The organism is Kitasatospora sp. NPDC001660 (assembly GCF_053596725.1).
The window spans coordinates 35,078-50,757 of record NZ_JBSFGU010000052.1 but is presented as its reverse complement, the minus strand read 5'-3'; the positions used below and the strand labels follow the sequence as shown (position 1 = coordinate 50,757).

The 15,680-nt window shown below is 72.3% G+C and carries 16 protein-coding genes and 1 pseudogene; 7 read left to right on the top strand and 10 right to left on the bottom strand.

The genetic code is table 11. The features are described from left to right. A pseudogene (locus tag ACWCXH_RS33905) lies at positions 1-757 on the top strand (hypothetical protein); the annotation flags it as partial. Positions 758-2,003: 1,246 nt separating this feature from the next. On the opposite strand, the gene ACWCXH_RS33900 reads toward ACWCXH_RS33905, so the two are convergent. The 6 genes from ACWCXH_RS33900 to ACWCXH_RS33875 all read right to left on the bottom strand — a co-directional run bounded on the left by ACWCXH_RS33900 (position 2,004) and on the right by ACWCXH_RS33875 (position 5,450). Then, entirely contained in the window at positions 2,004-3,284 is a 1,281-nt protein-coding gene (locus tag ACWCXH_RS33900) for a hypothetical protein (protein WP_449805352.1), read from the bottom strand. Then, positions 3,281-3,808, bottom strand: coding sequence for a hypothetical protein (locus ACWCXH_RS33895; protein WP_449805351.1), 528 nt, complete (start codon positions 3,806-3,808; stop codon positions 3,281-3,283). Before ACWCXH_RS33895 ends, ACWCXH_RS33900 begins: the two co-directional genes overlap by 4 nt. Beyond that, a complete protein-coding gene (locus tag ACWCXH_RS33890) occupies positions 3,805-3,993 on the bottom strand; it encodes a hypothetical protein (protein ID WP_449805350.1) in 189 nt (62 codons plus the stop codon). The genes ACWCXH_RS33895 and ACWCXH_RS33890 overlap by 4 nt, the downstream gene beginning before the upstream one ends. After that, entirely contained in the window at positions 3,990-4,181 is a 192-nt protein-coding gene (locus tag ACWCXH_RS33885) for a hypothetical protein (RefSeq protein WP_449805349.1), read from the bottom strand. The genes ACWCXH_RS33890 and ACWCXH_RS33885 overlap by 4 nt, the downstream gene beginning before the upstream one ends. Before the next feature lie 251 nt (positions 4,182-4,432). After that, positions 4,433-4,642 (bottom strand): hypothetical protein, encoded by a 210-nt coding sequence (locus ACWCXH_RS33880; RefSeq protein ID WP_449805348.1) that lies wholly within the window; start codon positions 4,640-4,642, stop codon positions 4,433-4,435. Between the two features lie 541 nt (positions 4,643-5,183). Further along, on the bottom strand, positions 5,184-5,450 hold the full coding sequence (locus ACWCXH_RS33875; RefSeq protein WP_449805347.1) for a hypothetical protein: 267 nt from the start codon (positions 5,448-5,450) through the stop codon (positions 5,184-5,186). A 103-nt stretch (positions 5,451-5,553) separates the two neighbouring features. Between ACWCXH_RS33875 and ACWCXH_RS33870 the strand changes: the two genes are divergently transcribed. Continuing rightward, complete coding sequence (locus ACWCXH_RS33870) at positions 5,554-5,685, top strand: hypothetical protein (RefSeq protein ID WP_449805346.1); 132 nt, start codon at positions 5,554-5,556, stop codon at positions 5,683-5,685. A 92-nt stretch (positions 5,686-5,777) separates the two neighbouring features. After that, positions 5,778-5,960 (top strand): hypothetical protein, encoded by a 183-nt coding sequence (locus ACWCXH_RS33865; protein WP_449805345.1) that lies wholly within the window; start codon positions 5,778-5,780, stop codon positions 5,958-5,960. A 346-nt stretch (positions 5,961-6,306) separates the two neighbouring features. Here the strand turns inward: ACWCXH_RS33865 and ACWCXH_RS33860 are convergent, their stop codons facing one another. Beyond that, positions 6,307-6,657 (bottom strand): hypothetical protein, encoded by a 351-nt coding sequence (locus tag ACWCXH_RS33860; RefSeq protein ID WP_449805344.1) that lies wholly within the window; start codon positions 6,655-6,657, stop codon positions 6,307-6,309. A 309-nt stretch (positions 6,658-6,966) separates the two neighbouring features. Here ACWCXH_RS33860 and ACWCXH_RS33855 point away from each other — a divergent pair, with 309 nt between their 5' ends. The 4 genes from ACWCXH_RS33855 to ACWCXH_RS33840 all read left to right on the top strand — a co-directional run bounded on the left by ACWCXH_RS33855 (position 6,967) and on the right by ACWCXH_RS33840 (position 11,638). Further along, on the top strand, positions 6,967-7,380 hold the full coding sequence (locus ACWCXH_RS33855) for a plasmid mobilization protein (protein ID WP_449805343.1): 414 nt from the start codon (positions 6,967-6,969) through the stop codon (positions 7,378-7,380). Next, entirely contained in the window at positions 7,377-9,611 is a 2,235-nt protein-coding gene (locus ACWCXH_RS33850) for a relaxase/mobilization nuclease domain-containing protein (RefSeq protein ID WP_449805342.1), read from the top strand. Before ACWCXH_RS33855 ends, ACWCXH_RS33850 begins: the two co-directional genes overlap by 4 nt. Positions 9,612-9,739: 128 nt before the next feature. Beyond that, entirely contained in the window at positions 9,740-11,176 is a 1,437-nt protein-coding gene (locus tag ACWCXH_RS33845) for a hypothetical protein (protein ID WP_449805341.1), read from the top strand. Between the two features lie 12 nt (positions 11,177-11,188). Continuing rightward, positions 11,189-11,638 carry a hypothetical protein gene (locus tag ACWCXH_RS33840; RefSeq protein WP_449805340.1) on the top strand — a complete coding sequence of 150 codons (450 nt, stop codon included), beginning with the start codon at positions 11,189-11,191 and terminating at the stop codon, positions 11,636-11,638. A gap of 61 nt (positions 11,639-11,699) precedes the next feature. Here ACWCXH_RS33840 and ACWCXH_RS33835 read toward each other — a convergent pair whose 3' ends face one another. The 3 genes from ACWCXH_RS33835 to ACWCXH_RS33825 are packed head-to-tail and all read right to left on the bottom strand — an operon-like array spanning position 11,700 to position 15,561. Beyond that, complete coding sequence (locus ACWCXH_RS33835) at positions 11,700-12,401, bottom strand: DUF4913 domain-containing protein (protein WP_449805339.1); 702 nt, start codon at positions 12,399-12,401, stop codon at positions 11,700-11,702. Then, positions 12,398-14,143 carry a type IV secretory system conjugative DNA transfer family protein gene (locus ACWCXH_RS33830; RefSeq protein ID WP_449805338.1) on the bottom strand — a complete coding sequence of 582 codons (1,746 nt, stop codon included), beginning with the start codon at positions 14,141-14,143 and terminating at the stop codon, positions 12,398-12,400. Before ACWCXH_RS33830 ends, ACWCXH_RS33835 begins: the two co-directional genes overlap by 4 nt. Then, on the bottom strand, positions 14,140-15,561 hold the full coding sequence (locus tag ACWCXH_RS33825) for an ATP-binding protein (RefSeq protein ID WP_449805337.1): 1,422 nt from the start codon (positions 15,559-15,561) through the stop codon (positions 14,140-14,142). Before ACWCXH_RS33825 ends, ACWCXH_RS33830 begins: the two co-directional genes overlap by 4 nt. Positions 15,562-15,680: the final 119 nt, after the last annotated feature.

Below are 15,680 nucleotides of genomic sequence, written 5' to 3'. Positions count from 1 at the left end.
TGCCGCGTCGGCGACGGCCCGCGCGGAGTCGGCGGAGGCCGAACGCCGGGCCGCCGACCAGCGCACCAAGGCCGCGGAGTTGGCCCAGCACCAGGCCGAGCGCGACCGGGACGCCGCCGAGCGGGCCAAGGACGATGCCGAGCGCCGGGCCGCCGACGCCGAAGCACGGCAGCGGCAGGCCGAGCAGGACCGCACAGCCGAGGCTGGGGCACGGGTCGCCGCCGAGCTCGCTGCCGCGTCGGCGACGGCCCGCGCGGAGTCGGCGGAGGCCGAACGCCGGGCCGCCGACCAGCGCACCAAGGCCGCGGAGTTGGCCCAGCACCAGGCCGAGCGCGACCGGGACGCCGCCGAGCGGGCCAAGGACGATGCCGAGCGCCGGGCCGCCGACGCCCAAACCCGGGCCACCACCGCGGAGGAGACCGCCGCTCGCGCGGTCGACGCTGAGAGGAGCGCGGCCGCGGCGAAGGCCGCCGCAGAGAAGGAACGGGAGCGCCTCGCCGCCGAGCTCGCCGAGCAGACCCAGGCCCGCGAGCTCGCCGAGACCGACCGCGACGAGGCTCGTCGGAATGCCGCCGACACCCAGCAGCGGGCGGACGCCGCGGTGGCCGCCGCCGACAAGCGGGCCGAGAAGGCGGAGGCCCGCGTGGAGAAGGCCGAGGAGCGGGCCGAGAAGGCGGAGGCCCGCGCGGAGAAGGCCGAAGAGCGGGCCTTCGACCGCGCCGCGGCGGAGAACACCGAGGAGGCGAATCCGGCATGAGCAAGATGCCGTGATCACCGCCTCAACAGGACCGGCCCCGAGCGGAGTTGTCCGCCCGGGGCCGGTCCGTCCCGCTCAGCCGTCCGTCACAGCGCGCCCGGATCAAAGCCAGTCGCCGGGCCGCCGGGTGCCGAAGCGGCCGGACGCCCCGGCGAGGACTGCGCGGGCGAAGCCGGGCGGCCGGGAGCGGGCGGGACCGGTCGCGTCGAGGGGGAAGCCGGAGCCGGGCGGCCAGGAGCTGGCCGAGGCGGGGCCGGGTGGTGTCCGCCGGACGGTGCCGCCGGCCCCCGGCCCGCCGAGTCGTCCGCCTCGGGTGTTTCGGGGCCCGCCGGTGAGGGAGTGCCCGGGTCGGGGCTCGGGGGCGGCAGCATCGGCAGCGTGGTGGGCGTGGCCACCGGCGACGGGACTGGGCGCCAGCCCGCGCGAGCTGAACGGGCGTCACCGTCCGGTGGGCGGGCCCGGGTTCGGTCGCGCGGGCCGTGCTCCTTCTATTGACAACGGCGGGGTGGATACCTACTCTTGTCGAAATCCCAATCCGCCCGGGGCTTCAGCATGCCCGCGTGGATCGGGAATTCCGGAGCGCTTGACGCGTCTCCAGGATGAGTGGCAGCATTTTCGCCAGAGAAAAAGGAAAGGAGAAAGCTGGGCTGTTTTTGGCATTTCCATGTTTAATTTCGGCAGGGCCATGTCCCTGCCTTTCGTGTTATCTGAGACAAAGTGAGGGCGCAGGAATGAAGAATAAGAAGAACAACAACAACCAGGCCTTCCGGTGTGAGTGGAAGACGGCCGGCAGTCGGGGGCGCATGAACGTTCCGCTTAACCGCAGGTCAGAGGCGGTTTACCGACGTTTCGGAGCACTCGCTGCGGCGGCGGTGAGCGCCATCGTGGTCATGTGGGGGAGTCAGCATCAGGCGACACCCGCGCCTCCGGGAGTGACCGTTACCCAGAATGTGAACATCAACCAGGGGGCCGCGCAGCCCAGCGCGCCTCCACACTGACGGAGCCGGTCCGGTCGACTCCGCCTGAGCATAAGCTCACAGCGGTTTTATTTTTGCCATTTTCCGATCCGGTGAATCGGATTTAGAAAATGTGGCGGATTTCCAATCTTGCGGTTTTTGGATTCGGGAGAATCAGGTGAGGAGGGACGAGGTGTTCGACGCGCGGCCGCCACGAGCGGCCGACCCGGCACCTTGCCCCCCTCGGGCTCCTGACGCACCGCTCCCTGACCTGCCCTGTCCGGGGGCGGTCAGATCAGGGCCACGGTGCCGTTGCTCTCCCATGGCGGCACGTCATCGAGGTAGCGGCCCAGGGACCGCGACCCGGGCCGGTACCGCCCGTGCTGTTCGATGATGTGCCGGGGCCGTCCCCGCCGCTGCATCGCCCGCAGGCAGCCGCGCCGCATGGAGTGACCGGTGTACCGCGGCCGCGACCGCCGCAGGGCCCGCCGCCGCTTGCGCAGGTCGGCCCGCAGTTCCTCGCGCCGGTAGGGGTCCGCGACACCGGCGAGCGCGGCCCGCTCGGCGGCCGTGCTCAACAGCTCGCGCTCGGCCGGCCCCCAGGCCCGGACCAGGCCGGCCCGCTCCGCCGCCGTGGCGATGATGTTCCGTACGGTGCGGTCCCCGATTCCGTACGCCCTGGCCGGGTCGGCCGGTGGCCGACCGGCCACCGGCGCGGTACCGCCGATCCTCCCCCACCGGTCGATGCGCCGCAGCAACGGCCCGCCGGGCGGCACCTGTTGGGCGTCCAGGAGGGCCGTCCACGCGCGGTGGGCCAGCACCGGGCACAGCTGCGGGTCGTCCTGGCCGACGATTCGCACGCGCTGCGTGTGTCGGCCGTACGGATTCGTCTTGGACGTCCGCACGGTGATTTCCAGGGCTGGGCGGACGACCGGCCGGCCGGTTTCCGGGTCGCGGTAGCGGGCCGTCACCTCGGCCACGTCCAGGCGGTTGAGGGCGGCCGGCTCGCTGCAGCGGCCCGCCATGAACCAGTCCAGCAACATGGTGTAGGCGTCCCGCGCGCCGCGGGGCGTCGAGCGGTGGCAGGTGCCGACCATCGCGGCCAGGTCCTCCACGGTCGCCTCGGTCGCCTGCAGCGGGCCGGGCGCCTCGGAGCCGTCGGCCGCCTCGGTCGCGGACCGCTGGTCGACCACCGCCCGGCACAGCCGTCGGTCCTCATCGTCGAGGCCCTGGCCCGTCATCGACAACCACGCGGCCAGCGTGCCCAGGTGGGCGACCAGCGTCGCGGCCGGGTGGTGCAGGTCCGCTAGGTGTGTGAGGTAGTCCGGCACCGTGCCGCCGTCGGTGGCGATCCGCCCGTGGTCCCGACACCACCGGGTGAACAGATGGACGCGCGATCTACGCGCCGCCCGGGTGCCCCTCGGCACCGAGTTGGCCACCCGCCAGGCTGTCCGGCCGGAGATGGTTTTCCCCGAGGCCGTGACCACCCGGGCGCCGCGGTCCGGGTAGCCGGCGCCGTCGAGCAGGGCCACCGCGCCGTCCGGCTCGCGCGCCACCAGGTCCGCGCTCACCGCGAGGCCTCCGCCGCCGTCGGGACCGGGCGGCCGCAGTCCACCAGCAGCTCGCCGGGCACCCCGTGCTGCAGCCACTCGCGGCACACCGCCCCGTGCGCCAGCAGCGGTTCACGGTGGTGGCCCATCAGGTCGGAGGCGGTGCGCGGGTCGACCGGCAGCCCGAGGTACGCGGCGGCCGTCTCGCGCCACGTTGGGTCGAGCGCGCGGCCGTGCGGGTCGCCGCACCAGGCGTGTTCCATCGGGAACATGCCCGTCCAGGCCATCCCCTCGACATAGGCGAGGGTGTCCGGCGAGCCCCAGGCCCAGGAGACCGAGTCGACGTAGCAGCGGCCCGGTTCGCCGGGGATGCCGTCCGGGTGCGGCCACGGTGTCGGGGTGAACAGCCGGCCGACGTCGAGCAGCAGCGCGTACACCGAGCCGTACCGCCAGCCCGGCCGCGGCGATGCGAACGAGGCCATTCCCCGCATGTCGTCGACCATCAGCGCCTCGGCCGACGACAGCGCGGCGTCCGTCCCGCTCACCGTCCGCTCCGGCCCGCGGGCATCAGGTGCCGCAGCAGCCAGCCGGCGAGCGCGCCCCACGCGCCTCTGTAGAACGTCAGGTAGGTGACGGTCGGGGCGTCGTCGGCGCCGGTCCGCGCGCACAGCAGAGCGGTGGCGAGCGCGGCGACGACCAGGACGAGGGCGAGTGGTGCGTGCTGGGTCACCGGCTTTCCTCCGGGACGGGGCCCCGGCCGAGTGGGCGCCGCTGCGGGTGCGGGCCACCGGGGGCCGGGGCCGGGACCTCGGCGACGTGGGCCCGGTGATGGCGCCGCAGTTCCTCCATGTACCCGAGCGCGTCCCGCAGGCCGGCGCGGTCCAGGCCGTCGCCGGTGCTCTGCTCCGTGTTGTCCACGGTGCCTCTCCCTCCCTCGGGACCGTCACCCAACGTACCGACTATTGACGATCCGTGATTACCGATAAGGGCAGCGTATCGGAAATCAGAACCGCGAACGGGGGTTGACCACCCCTCAACCAGGGGTTCCGAAATTGGCCGCCGTCCGGCCGAACCGGTCGCCGTCCGGTCGGCTCGTGATGAGCCGTGGCCGGCTCACCTCGAGCAGCCCGGCCGCCGAGGGCGTTACCTTCCGCGGCGCCGACGCCGGTTCAGCTTCCCTCCGCCAGCGGCCGCAGCCAGCGGGCCGGTACCACCCACCTGTCCGCGTCCGGGAGCTCCACCCGGTTGCTGGCGGCATCCTCCACGGGCCCCCAGATCGTGTATCCCATCCCGGCCGGCAGGCCGAGCGCCGCGGCCTGGTCGTCCGTCAGCTCCACCCGCGCCTCGGGACCGGTGCGGAACTCCAGGCCGGACCGCACTGCTGCATCTCCCTCTCAAGCCCATAATCTCGCTGGGAAACCGTGTCGGCGAGCGGGAAGAAAATCAGAGTGCGGCGCCCCTATTAATCCCAAGAGCAACCGGCGAACCGGTCCACGCGACCGGTCCGGCGGCTCTCCGGGCCCGGCCCGGGGTCGGGCACCGTTCCCGACATCCGGCCCGTACGGGGGCCTGACGCACCTTACGGCCCGCAGCCGCGCTGACTGCCCGTGCTCACCGGTGCGGCGCCGTTGAAGAAATGCGCGGCGGGGCAGGCGTGGGGGTGGACCGCCGTTACGGATCGGGGATGTGTGGTCGCTGCCGGATCGGGGGCCGCTGTCCGGCGCGGGGCGCCGACCGGCTCTGTGCTCTCCGCATCGGTCTGCCGACTCGGCCGCCGGTGGGGGTGACCCTTCATCGGTTGATCTCCGGCACGGGCGCGGAGTTAGGCCAGGTCCGGCAGGGCCGATTGTTGACCGGCGTCAGCTCCGGTGGCCGCCCGGCCCTGCCGCCGGCTTTTCGGCAACTGGAAGCCGGCCCGGCCTACTTGCCCTTGGCGATCTGGTCGACGCGGGCGGTGGAGAGCCCGCCGAGCTTTTCGCCGATCTCGCGCAGCGTGAACCGGTCCCGGCGGAGCTCCAGGACGGCCCCCTGCCGGATCTCGCGCGCGCCACGGGCGATCTCCGGCAGCACCACGTCCAGCAGCTGCCGGGCAGCGAGCTCGCGATCAACGGGATCGGTGATGTCGGCGATCTCAGCGAGTGCCGTCCGGGCTGCTGCGGCGACGTGGTCGCCAGGGGTCTCTGTCATGGGTGCAGCGTAGTGCATGCCCTGAAGATTTTTCTAGACTGGCTTGAAATCCATCTAGTCACACTATAAACTGGAGTCACAAGGAAGAGGGAAGGAGGGGGAAATGCACGAGGAGATTGCGTTCATCGCGACCATCGTCGGTGCTGTCGCAAGCAGCATCGGCGCTGTGTTCACTGCGTGGGGCGCGTGGCATGCTCGCGAGGCCAACAAGGCTCGCGGGAAGCACCGCCGCTAGCAGAACCGGGGAGGGGGCTATCGCAAGTAGCCCCCTCCCCGGGGCTCCAGTCTCCCATACCAGTACCCGAATTTGAACCCAAGGAGAAGGACATGCAGGCGCGAAAACTCACCCGGTGGGCCGGCGGTTTCACGGTGGCCGCCGGCGGCGTCACCCTGGCTGGTGCCGCCGGCCTTGGCCACGTCGCCGCCGGCTGGTGGATCCTGTGGGCGGTGTGCGTGGCCATCACGGCCGCCGCCTACGTCGACCGCCACCGCTCAGAGCGAGCCGGCTGAAGCGCCACCAGGAGGAAGCTTGCGCGGCCCGACCAGCGGCAGGTGCGGACGGTCACCGGCGGAGGCCGGCCACGACCGAACCGCACGGGTGGGGCCGCCCCCATAGTGGCCCGGGTCCGGGGCAAGAGGCCGGCCGGGTCAAGCCAGCGCGCTAGGTGGGCCGGGCGAAATAAGCGAAGCGCGTCCGGCTCACCGTCGCGCGAGGGCTTGAGGCGGCCGGCCGGGCCCCGGATACTGGCCGCTAGGGGGTGGTCACACCCGCACCCGACAACGAAGCCCCGCCCTGTCTGACCCGTCGTTGACGGAGCCAGACGGGGCGGGGCTTTGCCGTACCCGCAGGATTTTTCTACTCGCTGGAGCTCTGCCCGCCGACGGTCGGCGAAGCCGCGCCGGCCTCAGCGCCGGCACTGGTGCCCTGAACGGGAACGCTCGACGACTTCCGGGGCCGGCCCCGACCGCGCTTCGGCCGCACCGCCGGCTCGCTCGCGCCCATGCTCGCAAGCTGCTGCACCGACCATCCGGCAGCCTCCGCCGCCGCGTACGCCTCACCGTACGGGCCGTCCGTCTTCGCCAGGGCGTCGATCAGGTCCTGTCGCTGCTTCAGGATTTCTTCCAGCGGCCCGAGAGCATCGAGCATCGGCCGCAGCTTCGCCTCAGCCTGCTGCCGCAGCGAGGCAGGCGCGTCATTGGTCGTCATGACCGCCATCGTAGCGGCCGCCCAGCTCCACGCAGGGGAGAACTTCCCGTCCTTGCCGAGCATGATCGCCGCGCGCCGGGGGGCACATCCCCCCGGACCCCCCTGGACCGGACCTACGGCCCGGGCACGACGCCCGACTTGGGGCACCGCACACCACCCTTTTACAGACGAGCGGTACCCCAACCCGGGCGGAGCAAGATATTGCTTAACGTAACGTTAAGCATGATGCGCGCCCCCTGCCTCGCTATGCTCGGCGTACCGGGGTCGCGCGGCGGCCCAGGGATGGGCCACCTTTTGGGATGGGATCGGATGAGCGATCAGACTCCGTCGGTGCCACGGCGTCGGGCGCGTCGGCGCGGCCGCGACGTGCCGCGACCGCACCGGGTGAACCTCGCCTTGTCGGACGACGAGCACGCGGTGATCAAGGCCGCCGCCGCACTTGCCGGCATGACACCGGGCGCATGGGCGTCGGACGCCGCGGCGGCGGTCGCGCGCGGTGAAATCGTGCCGATCCCCACGGGTGAGAAGGACACACTCCACGCTTTCATGGAGGCTCAGAACCAGGTCCGCGCCGTCGGTGTGAACCTGAACCAGGCCGCTCGAAAGTTGAACATGGAGGAGGCAGCGCCCGAGCTTCCGCGGATTCTCGGCATGGTCGAGCGTGCGATGGAGCGGCTGGACGAGGCCATGGTGGCCGTGCTCGGGGGGCGACGGGGACGATGATCTTTCGGGAGCTCAAGCGCGGAAAGCGGACCCTTGGCGCACTGCTGTATCTGTACGGTCCGGGCAAGGCCAACGAGCACACGAACCCTCACTTGGTCGGTGCGTGGAGCGACCACGTGAAGGACCCAGCCCGCAGCAGCGAGAGCAGCTTGGAGCACCTGGCCATGTTGCTGGACATGCCTGTGCACGCGATGCGGGCGAAGAAGCTGGATCAGCATGTCTGGCACGGCGTGATCGCACTGCCGGACGGAGACCGGCAGCTCACTGACGCGGAGTGGAAGGAGATCACCGCGCAGGCCGTTCAGGCCGCCGGTCTTACCGACGGACCCGACGACCCCGGGTGCCGTTGGGTGGCGATCCGGCACGCCGATGACCACGTTCACATCCTCGCGACGCTTGCCCGGCAGGACGGTACCCGGGCCACCAGCGGCGACCGGATGAAGAACAACTGGCTGCGCATGCAGGAGGCCGCCGCCGAGTGGGAAATCCGGTACGGCTTGCAGCAGACGCCGAAGGCGGAGCGGACGGCGAAGAAGCGTCCGACCCGGGGCGAGGTCGAGAAGGCCCAGCGCAATGCGCGCCCAGAGACGCCGCGCGAGACGCTGCAGGCGAAGGTGCGTCAGGCCGCCGCCGTCGCACGATCGGACGACGAGTTTTTCGCAGCGCTGCAGAAGGCTGGCCTACGCGTTCAGCGCCGCGTGGCGCCGGACGGCAGGACCACCGGCTACTCGGTTGCGCTGCCGGGCGACCGCACGGCCAGCGGCCGGGCCGTGTGGTTCTCCGGCAGCAAACTCAGCCCGGATTTGTCGCTGCCGAGGGTGCGGGAGCGATGGGGAGAGACCACGCCCCGTGCCGCCGGCACGCAGGAGCCGGCGGTGGCGAGCCGGGCCGAGGCGTGGCAGCGGGCGGCCGAGCACGTCCACCAGGCCGCCGCGCTGCTTGGCCGGCAGGGCCAGGAGGCGGCAGCCGGGGAGCTCGCCGCCCTCTCGGACTTCCTGACGACCTATGCGACGGATGCCCCGCTCGCCGTGCGCGACGAGATCAAGGCGGCCGCTGTCGCGTTCGAGCGGGCCGGACGCGCGCCGACGTCGCGGCGGCTGGACAGCGAGGCGAGCCGCCATTTCCAGTCGGCTACCCGCCTGATTGTTGGCGGAGCCGCAGCGGTCGCTGGCGGGGGCGAAGCCGCGGCCGCCGTCGCGCTGCTGGCCGCCGCCGCGCTCGCCATCATCGCCGCGATCAGGTGGCACCAGGCCCGCAGGTTCGCAGCCCAGGAACAGGCCGCCCGCGCGGCCGCCGTCCACCTCAGGGCCGCAACCGAAATCGCCTACGGCGCGACCTCCGGCCGAGGCCGTGGCGGTGGCTCGATGTGGCACCGCACCGCGATGCAGCCCGCCGGACCCGAGCTCACCGCGCACTACGAGCAGGCTGTCCGCGCCGCACTGCCGCAGCACGCCGGCACCATCGTGACCGAGGCCGCGTGGCCCGCGCTCGCCGCGACGCTCCGCACGCTGGAGAACGCCGGATACGCACCCGTCGACGTGCTCTCCCAAGTCTCCCGCGCCCGGGGATTCGGCGACGCCGACAGCATCAGCGAGGTTCTGGTGTGGCGACTTCAGCGACGGATGGAACAGGACGCTAGGACCGGCCGACTCCCCCAGGCCGCCGCCACGGCCGCCGCCGCCGGCACCGGAAAAGACGACGCGAGCCCTGCACGTCCCACCCTTCCCGGGCAGTCCACCGGACAGCCCGCGGAGACCATGCCGGGGCATCCGCCGATGCCACCAGTGACCCGGGGTCAGCAGCGCGGACCGGCCGACCCGGACACCCGCCTTGGCGACGCCGACGACGCGCTGACGCTCGCCGAGACCGTCCACCAGGCCGTCCCCGAGCACGCCGCCGCAGTGCTCGCCGATCCCGCCTCAGCCGCGCTCGCCGCGACCCTGGCCACCGCAGCCGGCCAGGGCTACCGGCCCGCCGAACTCCTGGCCCAGGTAGCCGCTGTGCGCGAACTCGACAGCGCGGACAGCGTGGCCGAGATACTGACATGGCGGGCCCAAGGACGCATGCGCCGGGACCAGCAGCCTGCCCCGCGCACCCGCACCGCCCAGGCCCGCACAACGCCTCCAAAGAGCCCAGCGCCGCGCCGCACACTCGGCGAGCAGAGCCCCGCCCAGCGAGCCGCCCAGCAGGCCGCGCAACAGCGCAACCAGCCCCGCCGGCATGGCCGGTAATCCGCCGTCAAATGAAGGGAATCCCACTCGGAGAATTACGGCATCCAGGCCTTTAAAAACCGCTACCGTCGAGCTATGACACCCCGCCGAGGAGGACGCACAGCCATGCGAAAAGGGGCGATGATCGAATGAGTGATGTACAGGCGATGGACAACGCTGCCGCCCAGGCCGGACAGAGCGCGAGCATCGCCCTGCAAGCGCTTGTCCTGTTGGCCCGCGCCGCCGCGAACCGCAGCGCGAACGCCGGTACGAAGACGGCCGATCCGGAGTTGGCCCGGTACGCCCAGGCCGTCCGCGAGCAGATCCGCCCGGAAGCACTCGCCGAGGCGGTGCTGAACAGCCCGCAATGGCCCCAGCTCGCCGCCGAACTCCGGACACTGGAACGGAGCGGCGTCGACGTCCGCCAGTTCCTGAAGGACGCCGCGCCGCTGGTTGCCCGGATCGATGCCGACGTGCGCGCAGCGGCGCCGCATCCCGGGGTGAGCGTCCCGCCGCACGCCATGCAGCCGCGCGACCCGTGGGCACCGCCGCCCAACGACCGCGACCGCGACCGCGGCAGCGACAAGCGGCCCGGCCTCGGTCGCCGTGCCGTCGAGCGCACGACGAGCCCGATCCGGGAAGCGTGGAACCGGTGGCGCGAGCGCCGCAGTCCCTCCGCCCTCGGAGACCGCGCCGGCGAGCTCGCAGCCCAGGGAATCAGCCCCCAGGTCAACGCCCGGTTGGTGATCACGGCGCGTGAGGCCATCGCCGACGAGCGCGTGTTGGGATCGCTGGTCACGTCCCGGCAGTGGCCCGCCATCGCCGGCCAGATGAACCGGCTCCAGGGGACCGGCCGCAACCCCCGCGAGGCCCTGGCCGGAGTTCCCGCGCGAATTCAGCAGGCCGCAGCCGCCGGCATCCGGATCAATGCCGCCGAAGCCGCCCAAGGCCTGCTCACCGAGCAGGCGAAGACGCCGCCCACTCCGACGGAGAATATGCGGCAGACCAACGCGGACCGGCGAGCCGAATCCCCGGCCGTCCAAGCAGCACCCACCGCCGTACCTGCCGCGCCCACCCCGGTACCTGCTCCCGCGGCAGCCCCCGAACCGGCACAGAACGCGGCCGCCCAGAACACCAACCGTGAAGTCTCCTACCGGTGGGAGATCACCGCTCCCGGGGAGAACCAGGCCGAGACACTGGCCCGGGGTGAGGCCGTCGTCCCGGCAGGCCCGGGAGAGCGTGCGGCGGTCGAGGCGGTTGCCGCTCAGCAGCTCGCCAACGCGGCGCGGAACGTCCCGGCCGGCGATCCCCGCCGTGGGGATCTGGTGTTCTCCGCGATCGGCCCCGGCGGGTCCGCCGGGGCCGTCAACATGCGCGGGAACGACCCCAAGGTGACGGCAGCCGTACCGCAGCCCACGTCACCTTCGGCGCGCACCGCCGCTCAGGCCCAGGCCCGCGCCGCGGCCGCCAACGCGCGGTCCACCACGGTCCCGCCCAGCGCGGCGCCCGGCCGCAGCCCCGCCACGCCCGCCCCCGCAGCGAAGCCGCCCACGCCGCTGCCACCCACTCGCAGCCGGACCCGCTGAGAGGAGGCAGCCATGGCAGACCAGCACCGCATCTCCCACCCTGGCCGTGACCGAGACCGCCCGGCCGACGCCGAGCGCCGTCCCCAGCACGCCCCCGGCGGCGCGGCCGCGCGGGAGGCGGAGCGGGCCGCCGCCGCAGTCGCCCGCAGCGTTGCCGACCATGAGGACCGCTCGGCGCTCGCCTTCGCCGCCGCTGACGTTGCGCGCGGCCGCTCCGACGAGGCGGCCGCCCGGGGGGACTTCGGCCTGGCCGCCGCCGCGTGGTCGGACGCCCACGCCTTCGAGGTGATCGGGGCGGAGGAGCACGCCGACGCGATCACCGTCCGGGCACAGGCCGCCCGCGCCCAGTCGAGCACCCTGCCCGCCGACGGGCCCAGGCCCGGCCCGAGCCCCCAACCCGCCACCGGTGCCCGCTCCGTCCCGGCCCCGGCCCGCGTCCCCGGCCGGCAGCGGACGAGCTGACCGGGACACCGAAGAGGGCCGGAGGGAACATCCCTCCGGCCCTCTTCGTGTTGTCCGCCCGTCAGCTCCCAGACCCAGGGGCCGGGAACGCCGGCAGCGGCACGGGCGCCACGCCGGCCGGCTCGCCGTCGGCGCCCGCGGGCACGGGCAGTGCGTACGGGAACGGATCGAGCAGCGGCGCGGGCAACGTCCGGTGCTGTGCCTTGTTCGGGGTGACCATGCAGGCCGCGAACGGCCCGGCGGAGTCCCGCAGTTGGGCCACGGCCGGGTCCAGGTGGTCACGGTGCCACACGCTCGGCCCCAGCCGGCCGCCCGTTTCCGGGTCGGTCAGTTCCTGCCAGGCCAGCCACAGCCCGTGCAGCCGGGCCACCGCTTCCTCATGCTCCCACCAGCGCGGACACCACGGCGCGAGCGACCCCGGTTCCCGCATGTACACCGGCACCAGGACGTTGGCCACCCAGTGGGCGAGCGCTGCCAGCTCCAGGGCGTACGGGTCGCCGTCGAGGCGCAGGATGAACGGCGGTACCGGCGCCTTCTCCTCCTTTTCCTGGCCCTTGCCGCGCTTGTTGCTCTGGCCGGTGTCCTCGGCCGGCTCGCCGCCGTCCTGGCCGCTCTCGTCGTCGGTGGCCGGTTCCTCCGGCGGGAGCTCGCGGAGCTCGTCCAGCAAGTCCTTGTGGAGCTGCAGTTCCGCGGCGAAGCCGTCGCGGTGGGCCTGCAGGTCCGCGATGTCCTCGGCCAGGCTCTCCAGGGTGGGCCCGCTCATTCGCCGATCACCGCCGCCACCGCACGCCGGGCGATTTCCGCTGTCTCGGTCTTCTCGCTCGCCGCGAGTTCCGCGGCGTCCGGCTCGTTGTACCAGGGCCGTAGTTTGATCATCGCGACCCGGGTCCCGGTTGCCAGCAGCAGGGCCCGCCCCTTGGGCATGGCGCGGATCTCCGCGGCTTCCATCACCCGCTCGCGCCGACGACTCGTGCTGACCGATCGGCCGGAGGACGAGCGGGAGACCGAGGTCTCCGTGACCAGGTGAGTGCCCACCAAACTGGAGATGTCTTCGGCGAACTTCGGGTCGTCGATACCCGACCCGAGAAGCTTGATGGTGGCCGCCGACCAGAGCGCCGCCATGCCCGAATCACCCCAGACCCGTTCGCCCTGCCGGTAGGACTGCAGGATGGTGAGCGGGAAGATTCCGCGCGAACCCAGGTGCGAGTACAAGTCCGGGAGGTCTGCGATTTTGCAAATATTCGCCGCCTCATCCAGCACCGCCACCAGCGGCACCGGCATCCGGCCGCCGGCCCGCTCGGCCGCCACGACACCGGCCCGAAGTACGGCATCAGCGGCCGCCGCGATCACCGGAGCGGCACCGCCGCCACCGTCCTTGCTCAGCAGGTACAGCGTGTCCGAGGACTTCACGAATGCGTCGGGCCGGAACTCCGGCACCCGCGAATCAGGGGTCACCCACGCCGCGATCTCCGGGTCGATCAGGCAACTGACCGCCTCACGCGCCGTCTGGTAGATGCCGTCACGGGTCTCCGTCGAGCCGGCGATGGTCGCCGCCAACTGGTCGGCCAGCGCCTGCTTTCCGTACGCGGCCAGGGCGTCCGTCGAGGCACGATCGGCCGGGGTTGCCAGCCACCCCATCACGTCCGCGACGGTCCCGCCGGACAGCGACGCCGAGTGGAACAACGCCGTCAGCAGGTTCCGCGCCGCCTTCATCCAGAAGTCGTCATAGCTCTTGTCACTGCCGCCGCCGAGCGCGAAGTGACCGGCGAGGCGCCGGGCCCCCTCGATGGTGTGCGCCATCGCGAGCATGTTCCACCACATCGCGCGGGGGCTGTGCGTCACGCCCTGGGGGTCGAGGTTCCACACCGTCCCGCGCTCGCGTCGGCGCCCGACAGTCACGGTGTACACGTCGCTCTTGTTGCTGGTGGCCACCGCGGCGCCGGGCGCCCGGACGATCGCCGGCACGGCCAGCGTCGTCGTCTTGCCCGAGCGCGGCGCCATCACCGCAACCGCCACGTCCTCCCAGGACGCCCGCAGCTCAGGACCCGCCACCGCATCGAGCTCGCCGAGCAGGACACCCAGGTCATCGGGGCGGATCTCGTCCTGATCAGCCAGCGCCGGCCGCAACTTGCGCGTCTTCGGCGTCAGCACCTTGGCCGTCAGGTCCCGCACGTCCCGCAGGCTCGCCAGGCCCGAGCGGTGGCCGAAGTAACGGCGCCCGTACCACCCGGCGACCCCGAGACCCGCGAGCACCAGGACGAGGACCAGGACGGCGCCGACTGTCGCCGCCGTGCCGTGACCCGGCCACAGCCGGCCGGGCCCGCCGCCCACCAGGTCGAACAGTGCCGACACGGAGAACGCCGGCGGCCGCCAGCCGCCGCCAACCAGCAGCACGCCGAGCGTGCCGCCGACCCAGGCGCCGGCGAACAGCACCGCCGAGCCCGCGATCACGCCCAGGATGATGAACGGGGCAGCCTCACTGCCGCCCCGGGAACCGTCGTTCATGCCGTCGCCCCCTTGTTGCGCATCGCCGCGTCGGTGTCGTACAGCTTGAGCTCGTCCGGCGTCAGGTCGAGCCTGGCCGGGGCACCGGCGCGGGTGCCGATCTTGATCAAGTAGCGGCCGCGGCCCGGGTGACGCTGTGCCGTGCCGTCAATCCCCGTGCTGTTGGGCGCCGACCAGGACGCCACCAGCTCGCGTTCGGAGCCGGTCAGGGGTTTCTGGGCGTTCACCCGTTCCAGCTCGCCGACGCTCAGCGCGCCGAGGATCAGCGAGTCGCACCGTTCCATCAGGCCCAGTGCTTTAGCCCTGTCCTCGGGGGTCGGGAGGCTTTCCGGGTCGCGCAGGCTGTGCGTGATGAACATGGTGACCTCGCCCTTGGAGCGGTTGAGCCGCGTCATGGCGTCCATCGCGTCGACCATGCCGGGTCCGGCCCGCAGGGCCCGCCACATCTCGTCCAGCGGGATGACGAGCTTCTGTCCCATCATGCCGAGCGCGCGGGCCGAGTCGATCGCGCCGTAGGCGTATGACCAGGTGGACAGCAGGCCGGCCGCCACGACGTGATCGCCCGTCGTCAGCAGCGCGGACAGATCGACGGACAGGGCCGGCGCTTCCAGGTCGAGCGGCTGCGTGGTGGGCCCGTCGTACAGGCCGGCCAACGGGCCGTCGCACAGGTTCTCCAGGGCCATGGTCACCTCGCGCACGAGGGCCCGGTAGTCCTCGCGGGTGTCGACGAGGAGACGGGCCCACAGCTGTTCGGGCCCCTCCCGGAGGATGTTCACCACGTCCGGGATTACCGGATCGTCCGCCAGTTTCTCCGCCACGAGCGAGATCGCGCAGTTGACCACGTTCGCCTCGGGTGCGGTGGGGCGCCTGTTCAGCCCGTGCACGGTGGCGAGCAGGGAGTGGAGCAGGTCCGAGCGGCGGCCGTTGATCTCCGCCCGTAGCGTGGCCTGTTGCTCGGCCGGCAGGCTGGGCAGGCGCCGCCGCAGCGGCCCCGAGTCCAGCGGGTTGATGCGGTCCAGGCCGCGGCCGATCTTGACGACCTGCCCGCCGAGGCGGTGGACCAGCGGGGAGTACTCACCTTTGACGTCGCCTGGCACGACCAGCTTGTACCCGTACGCGGTGTAAACGGTCGAAATGCGCTTGGCGATGGCGGACTTGCCCGACCCGGGCTGAGCCATGATCCAAACACCCGGGTTCTGGACCAACTTTCCGACCCAGCCGCCCGGGTCGAAACAGACCAATTCGGCCGTCAGCAGGTCTGGGCCGATCGGGACCCCCTCGGCCGGCAGGCTTGCCCCAAGCACGAACGGGAAAAAGCCGGCCACCTGACTGGTGGACCCGATGTACACGGCCCCCTTGTCGACGTGCGCGGCCCGGCCGGCACCGGCACCGGGCCACCCCTTGCGGGGGGCGACCACCGACGCGTTCAGCCGGAAGCTAGGCTGTTCCTCAGCGGTCCCGGCCCCTTCGACGGGCCGGGACTGCACCTTTGACCAGCGCTTGCGTCCTGGCATCGCTCCTCCTCTCTACTGTCTTG

What these genes read in the sequence shown, in the direction of transcription:
- ACWCXH_RS33875 (WP_449805347.1), bottom strand. Translation starts at nt 5,450, where the DNA reads ATGACAGAGACCCCTGGCGACCACGTCGCCGCAGCAGCCCGGACGGCA.
- ACWCXH_RS33870 (WP_449805346.1), top strand. Translation starts at nt 5,554, where the DNA reads ATGCACGAGGAGATTGCGTTCATCGCGACCATCGTCGGTGCTGTCGCA.
- ACWCXH_RS33865 (WP_449805345.1), top strand. Translation starts at nt 5,778, where the DNA reads ATGCAGGCGCGAAAACTCACCCGGTGGGCCGGCGGTTTCACGGTGGCC.
- ACWCXH_RS33860 (WP_449805344.1), bottom strand. Translation starts at nt 6,657, where the DNA reads ATGACGACCAATGACGCGCCTGCCTCGCTGCGGCAGCAGGCTGAGGCG.
- ACWCXH_RS33855 (WP_449805343.1), top strand. Translation starts at nt 6,967, where the DNA reads ATGAGCGATCAGACTCCGTCGGTGCCACGGCGTCGGGCGCGTCGGCGC.
- ACWCXH_RS33850 (WP_449805342.1), top strand. Translation starts at nt 7,377, where the DNA reads ATGATCTTTCGGGAGCTCAAGCGCGGAAAGCGGACCCTTGGCGCACTG.
- ACWCXH_RS33845 (WP_449805341.1), top strand. Translation starts at nt 9,740, where the DNA reads ATGAGTGATGTACAGGCGATGGACAACGCTGCCGCCCAGGCCGGACAG.
- ACWCXH_RS33840 (WP_449805340.1), top strand. Translation starts at nt 11,189, where the DNA reads ATGGCAGACCAGCACCGCATCTCCCACCCTGGCCGTGACCGAGACCGC.
- ACWCXH_RS33835 (WP_449805339.1), bottom strand. Translation starts at nt 12,401, where the DNA reads ATGAGCGGGCCCACCCTGGAGAGCCTGGCCGAGGACATCGCGGACCTG.
- ACWCXH_RS33830 (WP_449805338.1), bottom strand. Translation starts at nt 14,143, where the DNA reads ATGAACGACGGTTCCCGGGGCGGCAGTGAGGCTGCCCCGTTCATCATC.